This is a genomic window from Aquimarina muelleri DSM 19832, from assembly GCF_000430665.1.
Lineage (GTDB): Bacteria > Bacteroidota > Bacteroidia > Flavobacteriales > Flavobacteriaceae > Aquimarina > Aquimarina muelleri.
The window spans coordinates 40,623-55,800 of the sequence record NZ_AUML01000004.1; the positions used below are offsets into that span (position 1 = coordinate 40,623).

Sequence of the window (15,178 nt, forward strand, 5' to 3'; positions counted from 1 at the left end):
TGGGTTTAATCAATAAACGAGCCAAAAGTAAATATAATATACTATATAGACAGTTTTGTGATTTAAAACGTTAAATATTGATATTATTGCACAAAAAGAGTATAGTTATATTTATGATTAAGTAGAGGGTAAAAAAGCGTATATAGATTATTGTTTATGATACTATTTTTTAGTCAGTTAAGAGGTAAATTAAAGATTTAGATTTATTTTGCTTGGTATCATTAATGGAGGACTCTGTTCTTTAGCAGAGGTATAAGTTAGCCTATTTCTTTGTTTGTAAATTTTCTTTTTATGTATTTATAATGCGAATTCAATCTAAGAGTTTGGTTTGAAATAAAGCTTTTTGATTGAAAACTTGCTTAGTTGTTCAAAACAATTCTCTGTCGTAAATCACCCTGTTGGAATAATTTTTTTACATCAAATTTAATTTTATAAATAGAGCTTGTATGTTATTGTAAAGGAAATTAAGGAACAAATAGTTTGCTTTTAATAGCATAAATAACCAAGCCGGTTCTATTTTTTAATTGAAGCTTTTCAAAAATAGAATCCCGATAACCTTCAATAGTTTTTGGACTTAAACACATATCGTTTGCTATCTCTTTATACGTTTTTTCGGTACAAGCATGTTTAATGAATTCTATTTCACGATCTTTTAACACTATCTCTTTTTCTTTTTTGTTATTTAGAGATCCCAAAAGTAACTTAGTAACATCTTTTGTGTGATAAAATCCAGTTTCCTGCACTTGTATTAGAGCACTCTCCAGAATACTTTTTTCTGTGTCTTTTAAAAGATACCCTTTAGCACCAGCTCTTAGCATTTTTAAAATGGTGTTCTCGTTTTCTTCTACAGAAAGAGCCAGAACTTTAATTTGCGGATATTCTTCTTTTAAGACAGCAGTGGTTTCGATACCATTCATAATAGGCATGTTAATATCCATAAGTACAATATCGGGTATGTTTTTGGGGTCTTTAAGTCTAGTGAGTAATTCTTTTCCGTTTTTGCAAATGTATAAGATTTTAAATTTGGCAAACCCATTAACTAGTCCAGATAAAGCCTGGGATAGTAAAATATGATCTTCTACGATTACTATGGAGTATTTCATCTGTTAGAATTTATTGTTTATACATTTTTTTGATAATAACTACAAAACTAGTGAACTTAAAGCTGATGTTTGTGCAAAACCTGTATTTAAGCATATTCTATTATTTTTATTTCAGTTTATTTAAAATGACAGAACAATGCTTTTTATATAACTTTACTAGTTTTTAAATTAATTAGGCTTTAATCGATTTTATCTTCTAATACTATAGAATTTTCTTTTTTGTAAGGATAAATTAGGGTTATAGCGGTTCCTTTTCCTTTTTCAGACAGGAGCTGTACTTCAGCATTTATCAACTTACCTCTATTCTGCATATTGCTTAACCCTATCCCGCTGTGCATAGTACGATCTGTATGGTCAAAACCAACGCCGTCATCCTGTGCTTTTATTATTAGTTTATCGGTATCATAATGTACCGTAACATCCAAAGTGGAAGCTTTAGAATGTTTTATAGTATTGGTAAAAAACTCTTGTAATATCCTAAAAATTATAATTTCAGCTTTATCATCCAGATCTTCCATTTCTTCATTACTAGTGATGGTGGCAGCAATAAATTGCATACGATTAAATCGTTCTATTTCTAAGGTTATAGCTTCTGTTAGGGTGAGACTTTTAATAATATCAGGATTAATTAGTTTAGATAAAGACCTTAGTTCTGTAAGACTTTTACTGATGGTTTCGGTAACTTCTCCCAATTTATCCGGATCATCCTGTGCAATATTTACTTGTATTTTGGCCAGCGTAAGTAGCTGGCCAATATTATCATGCAACTCCCAGCTAATATTGCGTAAGGTTTCCTCCCGTATTTCAATCTGGGTCTCTGCTATGGCAGTTTCAAATTTTTTCTCCGCTTCTCTTTGTTGTAGCAATAGGCTATTCTTTCTTTTTTGAAAAATAGTAAATAAAGCTATCAAAAAAATAATAATAACTACAAGAATAATACTTGCAATTAATATTGCTGCTTGTTGTCGCTCCATACAAAACCTATAATAAAACAAAGATTCATTACAATAGTTAAAATACAAAGAACTAGAAATTCAATATGAATATCTCTTAAATCACCAGCGTAATTTTTTACTATTTTGTAAGGGATATTACCGCAATAATATATAAGTACCCCAGTGCTTATCCAAAAAAGTAAATTCTTTTTAACATGCAATACTTTTTCTGAATTTAAGATATCCATATAATAGAATATTATACTAATAACTAAAAAACTAGCTCCAATTATATAAGGTGTTTTAGAATCTTGAATTAAGTAATTTCCAAAGATACCATTTATGAAGAATGATATTGTATAAACAAACATAAATGTCAGTATCATTTTTTTGTGATTCATATTGGTTATATAGTTTTTAAACAAAAACATTAAATAATTAAATACTACTAGGTAATATATGTTATAAAGAATAGATACAGGGTAATCATTATTTCTTAAAAAAAAACCTAATAGATCATTAATTGCAATGTACCAGAGTATAATTAAAAAATATTTTAAAAAGGTTTTTTTGTATTTATAAAAATATATTGATCCAATTATCGCAGTAATTATTTGAAAAGTTATTCCAAATGTTTGTAAACTAAAGTTCATTAGTGATGCTGTTTATTGTGGCGGAGGGTACCCACCAAGTTCATTAGCAATAGTACTGGTTCCTCCATTTTGACTAGAGAATGAAAAGAAATTAGCGGTATTTATTTTTGTTTTAGGAGAGCTTGGATTAGAATTTTTTAGATTGTCTAATTCGTCTTCTAAAAAAAGCACCTCTGGTTTTCCATCATTATTTTGGTCAACAAAAGTAAATCCTCTGTGCGTACTTGAGTTTCCTAATAAAGTTGTTGGTGCAATAAAAAAAGTATTTCTTCTTGGATCTGGAACAGGTTTTCCACTGCTTAAATTAGTAGTGTCAGGGTAGTTGCCAAGATATAAACGATATCCTGTAACAGCAATAGAATCTGGAGTTACTTGATTGATATATGCCATATACTGATTTAAAAATTCTTTGTTTAAATGAAACGACCTAGAAGGAACGAAATTTGCAATAGGTTTTCTTTTAGAAGGACAAAGATTTGTTAAAGAACTATCCCTTTTACTTTCAAAAACTTCGATAACACACGATCGATTATTAGTATAGGTTCGGTAAAGCTCTATAGCGTCTTTAAATGAAATGATTTCTTTTGGAGGATCTACTGTTGGTGGATCTGGTTTTTCACATTTTTTGAGTAGTAAAAATGTAATGATAGCTGTGATGATAATAACGATTGGATACCCAATTAAATTAGATCTTTTGTCCATTTTGTAAGCTTTTTTTACTGGTTTGTTAAGGTTTCGATCTTATCGAAACATATTAGTTAGTTTTTTCAACATTTGTTGAAGCTTTTTGTTATTCCTTTTAAAATGTAAATAATAGAAATGATAATTATTTAATTTCTCCATACAAACGGAGGTGTTCTTTTGAATAAAAATACTATTATTCTATAGGTATAAAAAAACAATAGGACCTTTTGTTTTATTAAACAATTCGCAAGCTATTGATAATAAATGTGTTTGATGATGTTTTTGTTATTTTGCAGCTGGTTTTTTTGTTCGAAAAAAGGGGTTTTTGCCCCTTTTCTAAAAAGGGGTTTGCCTCTTTTGTGGTAGAAAAAAGACTTTTTAAGTATGTTGGTGTGTTTGTAGAAATTTGAGTTTCAATCAAAATTTTAAACACAAAAGATAGATTTGGTATTTTTTTTTGAATAGGACCCTATAATACAAGGCTCATTTTAATATTACCACGTTGGTACGGAGGGTTTTCTTCCATTTGGATTTCTTTAAAACCATATTTTTGATAGATATAAATTGCGTTTTCTAAAATCCGATTAGAATATAAAATTAGTTTTTTCCAGTTTTGATCCTTAGAAAATTCAATACAAAATAGCATTAGTTGCTGACCAATTTTTTGACCTTGAAACTTTGGAGACACTGCCATTTTTCCTAGTTCATAAATACCATTTTCTATTTTTATTAATGCAAAAGTTCCTGCGATTTCAGTATCTACTTTTGCAAAAAATATATAACCGCCTTCGTTTATAATAGTTTTTTCGCACTGTTCCAATAATTTAATATCATGCGGTTCTACTACAAAGTGTTTTTCTAACCATTCTATATTAAGGTTAGCAAAGTTTTTTGCATATTTGGATTCAAACGGGATAATAGTAGTTTTCATTTTTTAAACGTTATATTTTTCTAATATTCTTTGGCTTAAGGACTTTTCTTTTAATTGATTTTCAATATAGGTAAGGTGATGCATTAGGTTTGCGGCGCTACCTTCTGTTAACCATTTTACTTGGATATCAATTGCACTCCATAAAGGCAACATTTGTTGATGAATTTTTTTTCCTTTAGGAGAAAGTTTAAAGATTTTTTTTCGCTTATCTAGTTTGTCAATTTTATAGGTTACTAGTTTTTTGTCGGTAAGTTTTTTCAGCGCTTGGGTAATTGCTGGTTGGGTATATTGTATTGCTTCCTGAATGTCTGTGGTAGTAGCTACTTCCAGATCAATGATTACTTTAAAAATCGGAAATAAGTAAGCATCAAAATCAATATCTAAGATGTTATATACTATCTGAACTTCTTTCATCAAAATATCACTAAGCCTTTTTAGTCGGGATCCTAATCCCAGTTCTCCATATAACTGTAATTTATCTTCCATAAGTATTTATATAAGTGCTTATGTAAAAGTATAAAATATTTTGATATAAAAAAGCTTAAATCTCACAGATTTTAAAAACGTTGTTTCTTAGGTCGGAATGATAAGTTTTGTTTGTTTTTTCTATTTTGTAATGGCTTGAGGATCTAATGCTATTTATCATTTTGAATTTACTGGAATAAAAGGTTCTTTTTATACCTCAATTTCAGAATAAATATAAACTGTAGCCCTGTTATGCTTAATACCAGATAGAGTTTGGCACAAGCTTTTTTTTTTCATTGAAACAAAAAAAACTTTATTTTCTTTTCTAGTAAATTCAAACAACAACTGGTTAAAAAAAGAAATAATAGGTTTAATTTTAATCCACATTGTAGAGTTTAATTCTCTGAGGCTTACCTCGAAAACAAAACATGTTTTTGGAAACATACCTCATGAGCTTCTCCGAGGTTATTGATTAGTAGTATATTCATTTTAAGTATAAATCTTTAAAGCCATAATTTTTTATGATTTTAAAATTAGTTAAAATAGATTTTAACTATAGTAAAATTATTACAATCAATTTAAGATATTGATTTTATGTATGATAAGGAGTATCTTTATGTAGAGATTATCCATACAAAATTTATACACAATGACTAAGAAAAAATTAACAACTTCGGCAGGGGCTCCTGTTCCTAATAATCAAAAATCTGTTACTGCAGGACATAGAGGGCCCGTTTTATTACAAGATTACCAATTGTTAGAAAAATTGGCTCACCAAAATCGTGAACGAATACCAGAGCGAGTTGTTCATGCCAAAGGATGGGGAGCTCAAGGAACTTTTACAGTAACCAATGATATTACAAAATATACTCGTGCCAAGATCTTTTCTGAAGTAGGAAAACAAACTTCAATGTTAGCTAGATTTTCTACTGTTGCAGGCGAATTAGGAGCAGCAGACACAGAAAGAGATGTAAGAGGGTTTTCTTTGAAATTTTATACAGAAGAAGGAAATTGGGATTTAGTAGGAAACAATACTCCAGTATTTTTTATTCGAGACGGTTATAAGTTTCCAGATTTTATTCGAACTCAAAAAAGACATCCTAAAACTAATTTGAGATCCAATGAGGCTATGTGGGATTTTTGGTCTCAAACCCCAGAAAGTTTACACCAAGTAACTATACTAATGAGTGACAGAGGAATCCCTCAAACACCTATGCATATGAATGGGTATGGTTCACATACATTTTCGTTTTGGAATAATGACGAAGAACGTTTTTGGGTGAAGTTTCATATGAAAACACAGCAAGGTCATAAACATTATACAAATGAGGAAACTGCAGCGGTAATTGGGCAAACCAGAGAAAAATTTCAAGAAGAATTGTATGGAGCAATAGAGCGTGGGGATTATCCTAAATGGAAGATGATGATTCAGGTAATGCCAGAAGCAGATGCAGAAAAAACAGCGTATAATCCATTTGATTTAACAAAAGTATGGCCACATGCAGATTATCCGTTAATTGAGGTAGGAGAGTTCGAGTTAAATAAAAATCCAGATAATTATTTTCAGTATATAGAAAATGCTGCATATTCACCATCTAATGTGGTTCCTGGTATTGGATTTTCTCCAGATAAAGTATTACAAGCTAGGATTTTTTCTTATGCAGATGCTCATAGATACAGGTTAGGAACGCATTATGAGGCATTACCAGCTAATGCACCAATATCAGAGGTAAATCATTATCATAAAGATGGTGCCATGCGATTTTTTGATAATGGAAATACAAACCCAGATGCATATTATGAGCCTAATACAAAAGGAGGTCCAGTAGAAGATCCTAGTGTTGCAGAACCACCAATGAAAATTGAAGGAGATGTAAATAGATATGAAGAGAACGACACTTTTGGAGAGTATAAACAACCAGGAGATTTATTTAGACTCTTTAATGATGAGCAAAAGGATCGTCTTTTTAATAATATTGCTGCAGCAATGCAAGGGGTCTCTATGGAAATTATCGAAAAACAATTAGTTCATTTTGATAAAGCGGACCCAGAATATGGTAACGGTGTTCGTAAAGCTTTAAATTTAACAGCTCAAAATTTGTATTAAATTCATAATTTGATTTTACATTAGTTAACTTCTAGTCGAAAATATTTCTTGAGATACCAAAAAATATTTTCGACTAGTTTGTTACATATTCACAAAAAAATAACAAAATAAGTATGGAAGATATTTTTAACTCTATTCGATCTGAAGAAGTAGAAAAAGTAAAAAAAAATCTAAATAAAAACCCATTATTGGTTAATAAAAAAGATAGTAGAGGATCAACACCTTTATTATTAGCGTCTTATTATGGTCTTGAGGAAATTACAAAGATAATCTTAGATTATACTCCTGATATAGATGCTAAAGATGCTTCAGGAAATACAGCACTAATGGGAGTTTGCTTTAAAGGGTATTATGATATTGCAAAGTTGCTCATAGAAAACGGAGCAGATGTTAATGAGAGAAACTTTAATGATGCTACAGCTTTAATATATGCTGCTACATTTGGACAAAAAGAAATCATTAAGTTATTAGTCGAAAAAGGGGCTGATGTATTAGCAAAAGATAATCGGGGTTATACCGCAGAAATGCATGCCAAAAATCAAGGATTAGAAATCTCAGGATTATTTAAGATTACTCAGTGAATAATAACAAAGAAATAGAAAGTATTAAATCTGTAAATATTATAGGATTAGGTGTTAATAGAAGATTATTAATGTCTTCGTCTATGGTCACGGTTTTTGAATTATTTTTAAAAGAAAATATAGGTCAGGAAGTATTGGTAGTAAATACAAATATCGGAATGGAAGTGTATTATTACTCTAAGAATGATTATAGCGTATTTATCAAAGAAAGCGTATTACTATATGTTCTAACACAAATAAATCGTGAAAAACTTAAATTTAAAAACAACCTAAATAAAATAGAAGTTTATAAGAGTTTTTGCGAAGCGTTACTTACTTTTTCTCAATACCCACAAACTTTTTTAGCATACACCAAAAAATTTATTCATTTGAGAGAAAAACATGAATCGAGCAGATTTGTAATTCCTATTTTAAATGGTTTTTTTGAAGAAGTTCTTATGGTTATAGAGAAAACAGGAAAGATGCCACATTATAAAAAGATACAACATGCAAAAAACAAATCTCAGAAATCAGGTCCAGATAAAATTATTATAAAGAATCTAATTTCTGAGATTTTATTAAAAAGGCATAGTAATTAATCTATCTTAAAACTCTGCATTAAGAGGTGTTCTTGGGTAAGGAATAACATCGCGAATGTTGCCCATACCAGTAACAAAAAGTACTAAACGTTCAAATCCTAGACCAAAACCACTATGGGTACAGGTTCCAAAACGACGAGTATCCAGATACCACCATAATTCTTCTTCAGGGATGTTAAGAGCTGCCATTTTTTCTTTTAAAACATCCAGACGTTCCTCTCTTTGAGAACCACCAACAATCTCTCCTATTCCTGGAAATAAAATATCCATAGCTCTTACCGTCTTTCCGTCTTCGTTTAGACGCATATAGAATGACTTTATATTTGCAGGATAATCAAATAAGATCACAGGACATTTAAAATGCTTTTCAACAAGAAATCTTTCATGTTCACTCTGCAAATCTGCACCCCATGAATCGATAGGAAACTTAAATTTCTTCTTCTTATTAGGTTTAGAGTTTTTTAGAATTTCAATCGCCTCTGTATAACTTACTCGTTTAAAATTATTGTCTAATATAAAATTTAACTTATCTCGTAATAACATCTCAGCTCTTTCCTCTTGCGGCTTTTGTTTATCCTCTTGAGTTAGACGATTTTCTAAAAACTCTAAGTCATCCTGACAATTTTCTAAAACAAATTTAATTACATATTTTATAAAATCTTCTGCCAGATCCATATTGCCATCTAAGTCACAAAAAGCTACTTCTGGTTCTACCATCCAAAATTCTGCTAAATGGCGAGAAGTATTTGAGTTTTCAGCTCTAAAAGTAGGGCCAAAAGTATATACCTGTCCCAGTCCCATAGCGTACGTTTCTGCTTCTAATTGACCAGAAACAGTTAAGTTTGTCTCACCACCAAAAAAATCGCCTTTATAATCGACCTCACCATTTTTATCTTTAGAAATATTATTAAGATCTAGGTTGGTTACCTTAAAAGCTTCACCAGCTCCCTCTGCATCACTTTTTGTAATTATAGGAGTGTGTACGTAATAAAAATCATTTTTTTGAAAGTATTCATGTATAGCAAAGGATAGTTTTGAGCGAACTCTCATTATTGCACCAAAAGTATTAGTTCGTACTCTTAAATGTGATTGTTCTCTTAATTTTTCTAAAGAGTGTCTTTTTGGAGATAAAATAGTAAGTTTTAGTTCTTCTGGGTCTGCATCTCCTTCAATTTCAACATTGGTTACTTGTATTTCTACACGTTGTCCCTGCCCTTGACTTTCAGTAAGAGTCCCTTTTATTACTACTGCAGCCCCAATATTTATTCTGTCTTGTGTGGTTTTGTCAATGGTGTTATCTTCTAAAACACACTGGATGTTATTTATAGTCGATCCATCGTTAATCGCAATAAAACGATCATTTCTAAAAGAACGAACCCAGCCTTTAATAATTACAGGTTGTAATAGCTTATCACTTTGTAGTACCTCTATTACTTTAGTATGTTTCATCAGTTTTAACTTTTTTTAAGATTAAATGTGATTTCATATAACAACCCAACAATTAGATGTTAGAATTTGTTGATATGTACATTTATTAATTATATAATCTGTTTTTCTAAATATTTTTTTTTAAAATCATTTTTTCGATACCTCTCGGTAGTTTATAATAGATAAACTAAAATATATAATGATTTTTAAGGTAGCAAAGATAATTTTTTAATCCGATTGTAGCATAATCTTATGAATTCAAAAAAGAAGGATTATACTTTATGATTAAAATCTGGCGCTTTTTTTAATTTCAATTCTATAAAAATATACTGTTTAATATCATTTTAAGCTAAAAACCATTCATTTTTTAAGGTTTTTGTATAAAAATAAAAATAATTTAAATAATTATTTTTTAAATTAAACATTTGTTTTTCAGCTCTTTAAGTTGTTTTTTTTGAGTATTAACTTCTTGAATAATGTTAAAATACACCTTGTTTCTAAAAAAAGGGGATTTTTCCCCCCCACGGGGTATTTTAAAATATATAAAGGGGTGTTATCTTGCGTATGCAATTATGACGATTGTGTTTACGTTAAGTTTAGTTCGATAGGTTTTGGGGTAATCTATCTTACACAAGTCCCGTTAGTTTCTAACGGGGCTTTTTTTATAAGATTTGTTTTGTTTTGGAGTATAACTAGTCTTTTTTACTAGGTTCATCTAACTCTTCGTCGTTAGGGATAATTTTTAGTGTAGGTTCTTTAAGAGTCTTTTTGTTTGCTATGCTTCTCTCTAGCGATAGTAATAAAGAAGGAAGTAGTAATAGGTTAGATAGCATAGCAAATAATAGAGTTGTGGATACTAGTCCTCCTAAAGCTTTAGTCCCTCCGAAACTAGATATCATAAATACAGAAAAACCAAAAAACAAGACAGTTGAAGTGTAAAACATACTAACTCCTGTTTCTCTTAAAGCTGCAAGAACAGATTTTCTAATCCTCCAATGATTTGCTTTTAATTCCTGTCTGTATTTTGCAAGGAAATGTATAGTGTCATCTACAGAAATGCCAAATGCAATACTAAAAACCAATATAGTAGAAGGTTTAATAGGTACACCCAGATATCCCATTAAACCAGCGGTCATTAGTAATGGTAATAAATTTGGAATTAAAGATATAACTATCATTTTCCAGGATCGAAACATCCAGGCCATAAATATAGCTATTAATAGTACCGCAAGACCTAATGAAAAGGTTAGATTCCAGACCAAATATTTAGTTCCTTTTTGAAAAATAAGAGCTTTGCCAGTAAAGGATACGTCATATCGGTCTTTTGGGAATATTTTTTCAATTTGGGGAGCAAGTGTAGATTCTATACGCTCCATTTCTTCGGTGCCTACATCTTTCATAAATGTAGTTATACGGGCATATTGCCCAGTAGAGTCTACATAACTTTTCATTACTCCTGCTTCAGACTCAAAACTATTTGCATACGGCAAGATAAAGTTTCTTTCTTGGCTAGTTGGTATTTGATAATATTTTGGGTTTCCATTATAGAAAGCTTGTTTGGAATATTTGACAAGATTAACGATAGAAATTGGCTTAGAAAGCTCTGGAGTATCTTCTAGAAGCTCTTGAAGTTTTTCCATTCGTTTTAGTGTAGGTAGCTTCAATACCCCTTGTTTTCGCTTAGTGTCTATTAATATCTCTAATGGCATAATGCCATCAAATTCATTTTCAAAAAACTCTATATCCTTGTAGAAACCGGCAGATTTGGGCATATCTTCTAATAAGCTTCCAGAAACTTTTATAGTATAGATACCAATAATACTAACAATTAATATAATAATAGATGAAAAGTATATGGTTACTCTTCTTGTTTTCACCATATTTTCCATCCAATCCATTAATTTTTCTATCCATCCTTTACCCAAATGTTTTAAATGCCTTTCTTTAGGTTGAGGCATATAACTATAGATTATAGTTATGACTAATAAACAAAGTATAAATAGAGCAATTATGTTTAGTGAGGCTACGATACCAAATTCTCGTAGTAATTTACTTTCTGTTAAAGCAAAAGTTGCAAAACCAGCAGCAGTGGTAACATTTGTCATTAATGTTGCATTACCTACCTTTGTGATTACTCGTTGTAAAGATTTTGCTTTATTCCCATGTTTTTTAATTTCATGCTGATATTTATTGATCAGAAAAATACAATTTGGGATACCTATAACAATTACTAATGGTGGTATAATTGCGGTTAGCACTGTGATTTCGTATTCTAAAAGACCTAAAAATCCAAAAGCCCACATTACTCCAATGATAACTGCAGTCATGGAGATAAAAGTTGCTCTAAATGATCTAAAAAAGAAAAAGAAAATTAAAGATGTAACTAGTAAAGCTGCAAGAATGAAAACTTGAATTTCATCCATTATATTTTGAGAGTTCAAGGTTCTGATATATGGCATGCCAGATACTTTGATGTCTAGATCATGTTTTTTTTCGAAATCAATTACAGCGGGTTGAAGGATTTCTTTAATGAATTTTTTTCTTAAAGGAGTGTTTACAATATCTTTCTTTAAATAAAGAGCACTTTGTACTGTTTGAGATTTTTTGCTATATACTAAACCTTCATAAAAAGGTAGTTTATTAAATAATTCATTTTTATATTTAGCAACTTGCTTTTTAGTATAACTACTATCTTTAATAAAAGGCACTAATTCAAATCTAGAAGGATTATCTTCTTTTTTTAAAGTTTTTAGATCAGCAATAGATACTACTAGATCAATTTCTTTATATGCTTTAAAAGAAGTGTTGAAATCATTCCATGCTTTTAATTTTTCAGGAGTAAATAGGGTACTGTCTTTAACAGCCATTACTATCAAGTTACCTTCCTCTCCAAATTTTTCAAGAAACTTTTGGTATTGTATATTTACCTCGTGATCATCTGGGAGTAAGTTAGCTTCCGTATAGGAAAACCTCATGTTTTTCCACTGAAAACCTAAAAAAATTGTTATTCCTATTATTATTAGAAATATTACTGCTCTATTACGGAGTATAATTCCAGCCAGTGCATTCCAAAACCCGAAACTGAATAATTTTGCCATTCTTTACTTTCTTGTGCAAATGTAAGGATTGAAGAGGTATAATTTATCTAATTTGGTAAAGAAAATTGGATGTTGCTTTTGAAAATTAAAGTTTTAAATAAAAGGTGAATTTAAAAGAAATATTATCCTCAAATTCAGGAAGGTGGTATGCTCCGTAACGATAAGCAAAGCTTAGTCCAAAACCAGCAAATAATTTATTAATCTCTAATCCAGATTCTTGATATCCTTGTTGTAAAGAAGAGAAGTTAACTTCTTGATGTTTTTCGGTATCACTAACTTCTCCAATAGCGTAACGACTTATAAAAACAAGCTCTGGTTTTAACCAATTCGTAATATGTATTGGTTTTATTCTATGTTTAACCTGTAATGTGGCTAATTTATCACTAAAAAATTCACCAAAATACATAGTTTCAAAAGTTCTTCTTCCTGCTACAGAAAATCTTCTTAATGCAGTTTCTTTTGTAGGGGCATTGGGGTAAGTGTGATACAAATGAGTAAGAGGGATATCACCACTTGCATAATCTGCTTCTAACAAAAAACTTGTTTGAGATTGATTAATACGATTAATGATATATTCTGCTTTTAATCCTATTTTTCGATACTCAAAATCACTGTCAAATATACCTTTAAAACCTTGTGTGTATTGCGCTGTTATTTTTGGGTATCCTTCATGAATTTCTTTAAATTGATTTGGGGTTTTTAGAAATTCACTGAATGGATTCCATCTTAAAGCAATAGTAACTTCGGATGTTTTGTATGAAGAAAAAGACGTATTGTTATTTATATATCTATACCCTCCAGTCTGATCAATATCGCTTATAGAAAATTGAGTTTCAGACATTAATTTTGGAAATATTTGTTGTTGTAGGCTAGTACTCCATGTTTTGTGTTTGTAATAAAAATCAATATTTACTAGACGAGGCTCAAATAAGGAATATACTCTTCGGTCTGTAAGATATAGAAAACTACCTACTTCTTTAACATCGTCTTTATAATTTATGTTTAACCATGAATCTGAATTTTTATTTAATAAGATGCCCCCACCAACGCCATGTTTAAATTTGGAGTCTCTAAAACCATAAACAAGATACCCTTCTAGCCTAAATCTATTAGAAAATTTTGTATTTGTTTTGCCACCTAATCCTACCCGCAAACCTTCATAGTTATTAAATTTTACGGGGTATGTAAGATCAAAATTAAAGAAACCAACAGGGTAATACCCTGTGTTGAAACTTTGAATTACATCAATTCTTCGTTCTATATTTTGAGCTTTTACTATACTATCGACAATTGGAAATGAATTTAAATCTTTTTCAGTAATGGCATTTGTACGGTACTTATTCCAATAAGATTCTGATCTGTTGTTTGCTAAGGGGTCAACTTTTATTGTCGCTTGACTTAGATTTAAGCTTTTGTTTTCATTTAATTGAATATCAAACAAATCGGTAGTAGAAATTAAAAAATCATTGTTCTTAGGGTTGTTTTTATTATTATTTCCTATTCTTCCTACAGAAATTTGCCCTCCAAAAAGACTTATTTTTTGTCTTCCATTACCAGGTCTTATTGTAATCTCTTGTCGGGTTGGAAACCAACTTTCTTTTTCAGTTAAATATTTAAAATTATGTATTGCCATTACATTAAGCTCTCCTCGTAATTCTATAATTGCTTTTTGAATTGCTAATGTTTTTATATCCAAATATAATACTCCTTCTAGACTTGCAAAATTTTTAGATTTTCGTGGTTGAAAAAGAATAACAAAAGCAGGAGTATTACCTTGTGTAGTATCCAGAACTTTATAATGATAATTTTTAAGAGCTCTTTTAGATAATGGTGCTATATATTTATTGTTGAAAATGGTGTAATCTTCATCGTATAGAGAATTGGATTGTATTTTAATGCCTAGTATGTTGTAAATTGGCTTTTTAAATCCACTCATCTTAGTGGCTAAGACTGTTTCTTTTTGCCCAATATTTTTTTTAAATTGGTGTAAGCTTATTTTTTCAGATAAAAAAGAATGGGCTTTATTGAATAAATGCTCCATATCTACATTTGAAGTATCATTGGTTTTTAAATGAGCTTGATGATCTTCTGTTATTTTTAATTTATTATAACTTTTATAACTATAAGAGGATAATGATTTATCTGGATTGTTTTGTTTTTTGTTACGAATTGCTTTATCAATAATTTTTGCGGCAGTATTTTGAGAGCTTTTTAGTTTTACAGCACCTAGGTTTTCTTCTTGAGCAACAAGCTCAATCGAAAGCTTTTCAGGTTTTTTTTTGGTAATTATAATAGTTTTTTTTTGATAACCTAAATAGCTTATAGTTAATCTTACAGGATAGGTGTTACACCGTATTGTAAACTCTCCTTTTACCGAAGTAAGGGCGTAAGAGGAGTCATTAGTTTTTACTGTAGCAAATGATAGAGGTTTTTTAGAGTTTTGATCTATAATGACACCATTAATACTAACCTGAGAAATTAAGACAAAGTGTGTGAAAAATAATAAACAAAAGAGTTTTTTTTGCATTATGCTAAATAGATTCAAAAAAACGAATATACAAAAAAAGCGTTTCCGTTTAGAAAACGCTTCTATTATAATTAAAACAATGTAAGAA

12 protein-coding genes are annotated in these 15,178 nt (G+C 30.1%); 3 read left to right on the top strand and 9 right to left on the bottom strand.

Annotation, left to right across the window (positions count from 1 at the left end):
• Positions 1-464 precede the first annotated feature (464 nt).
• The 6 genes from H527_RS0103490 to H527_RS0103520 all read right to left on the bottom strand — a co-directional run bounded on the left by H527_RS0103490 (position 465) and on the right by H527_RS0103520 (position 4,792).
• On the bottom strand, positions 465-1,103 hold the full coding sequence (locus tag H527_RS0103490) for a response regulator transcription factor (RefSeq protein ID WP_027411418.1): 639 nt from the start codon (positions 1,101-1,103) through the stop codon (positions 465-467).
• Between the two features lie 179 nt (positions 1,104-1,282).
• Entirely contained in the window at positions 1,283-2,077 is a 795-nt protein-coding gene (locus H527_RS0103495) for a sensor histidine kinase (protein WP_027411419.1), read from the bottom strand.
• Positions 2,050-2,424 carry a hypothetical protein gene (locus H527_RS24175; RefSeq protein WP_162143805.1) on the bottom strand — a complete coding sequence of 125 codons (375 nt, stop codon included), beginning with the start codon at positions 2,422-2,424 and terminating at the stop codon, positions 2,050-2,052. Before H527_RS24175 ends, H527_RS0103495 begins: the two co-directional genes overlap by 28 nt.
• Before the next feature lie 279 nt (positions 2,425-2,703).
• A complete protein-coding gene (locus H527_RS0103505) occupies positions 2,704-3,393 on the bottom strand; it encodes a hypothetical protein (protein ID WP_027411421.1) in 690 nt (229 codons plus the stop codon).
• Positions 3,394-3,844: 451 nt separating this feature from the next.
• Entirely contained in the window at positions 3,845-4,306 is a 462-nt protein-coding gene (locus tag H527_RS0103515; RefSeq protein WP_027411422.1) for a GNAT family N-acetyltransferase, read from the bottom strand.
• A 3-nt stretch (positions 4,307-4,309) separates the two neighbouring features.
• Positions 4,310-4,792, bottom strand: a complete 483-nt coding sequence (locus H527_RS0103520; protein WP_027411423.1) for a MarR family winged helix-turn-helix transcriptional regulator — start codon at positions 4,790-4,792, stop codon at positions 4,310-4,312.
• A gap of 628 nt (positions 4,793-5,420) precedes the next feature.
• Here H527_RS0103520 and H527_RS0103530 point away from each other — a divergent pair.
• From H527_RS0103530 to H527_RS0103540, 3 genes are all read left to right on the top strand, one after another.
• Entirely contained in the window at positions 5,421-6,878 is a 1,458-nt protein-coding gene (locus H527_RS0103530; RefSeq protein ID WP_027411424.1) for a catalase, read from the top strand.
• Positions 6,879-6,991: 113 nt separating this feature from the next.
• Complete coding sequence (locus H527_RS0103535) at positions 6,992-7,459, top strand: ankyrin repeat domain-containing protein (protein WP_027411425.1); 468 nt, start codon at positions 6,992-6,994, stop codon at positions 7,457-7,459.
• Positions 7,456-8,037: a hypothetical protein gene (locus H527_RS0103540; RefSeq protein ID WP_027411426.1), complete on the top strand. Its 582-nt coding sequence runs from the start codon at positions 7,456-7,458 to the stop codon at positions 8,035-8,037. Before H527_RS0103535 ends, H527_RS0103540 begins: the two co-directional genes overlap by 4 nt.
• A gap of 6 nt (positions 8,038-8,043) precedes the next feature.
• Here H527_RS0103540 and asnS read toward each other — a convergent pair whose 3' ends face one another.
• From asnS to H527_RS0103555, 3 genes are all read right to left on the bottom strand, one after another.
• Positions 8,044-9,486 (bottom strand): asparagine--tRNA ligase, encoded by a 1,443-nt coding sequence (gene asnS, locus H527_RS0103545; RefSeq protein WP_027411427.1) that lies wholly within the window; start codon positions 9,484-9,486, stop codon positions 8,044-8,046.
• Between the two features lie 671 nt (positions 9,487-10,157).
• Positions 10,158-12,563: an efflux RND transporter permease subunit gene (locus H527_RS0103550; protein WP_027411428.1), complete on the bottom strand. Its 2,406-nt coding sequence runs from the start codon at positions 12,561-12,563 to the stop codon at positions 10,158-10,160.
• Between the two features lie 85 nt (positions 12,564-12,648).
• Positions 12,649-15,090, bottom strand: a complete 2,442-nt coding sequence (locus H527_RS0103555; RefSeq protein WP_027411429.1) for a DUF5686 family protein — start codon at positions 15,088-15,090, stop codon at positions 12,649-12,651.
• Between the last annotated feature and the right edge of the window lie 88 nt (positions 15,091-15,178).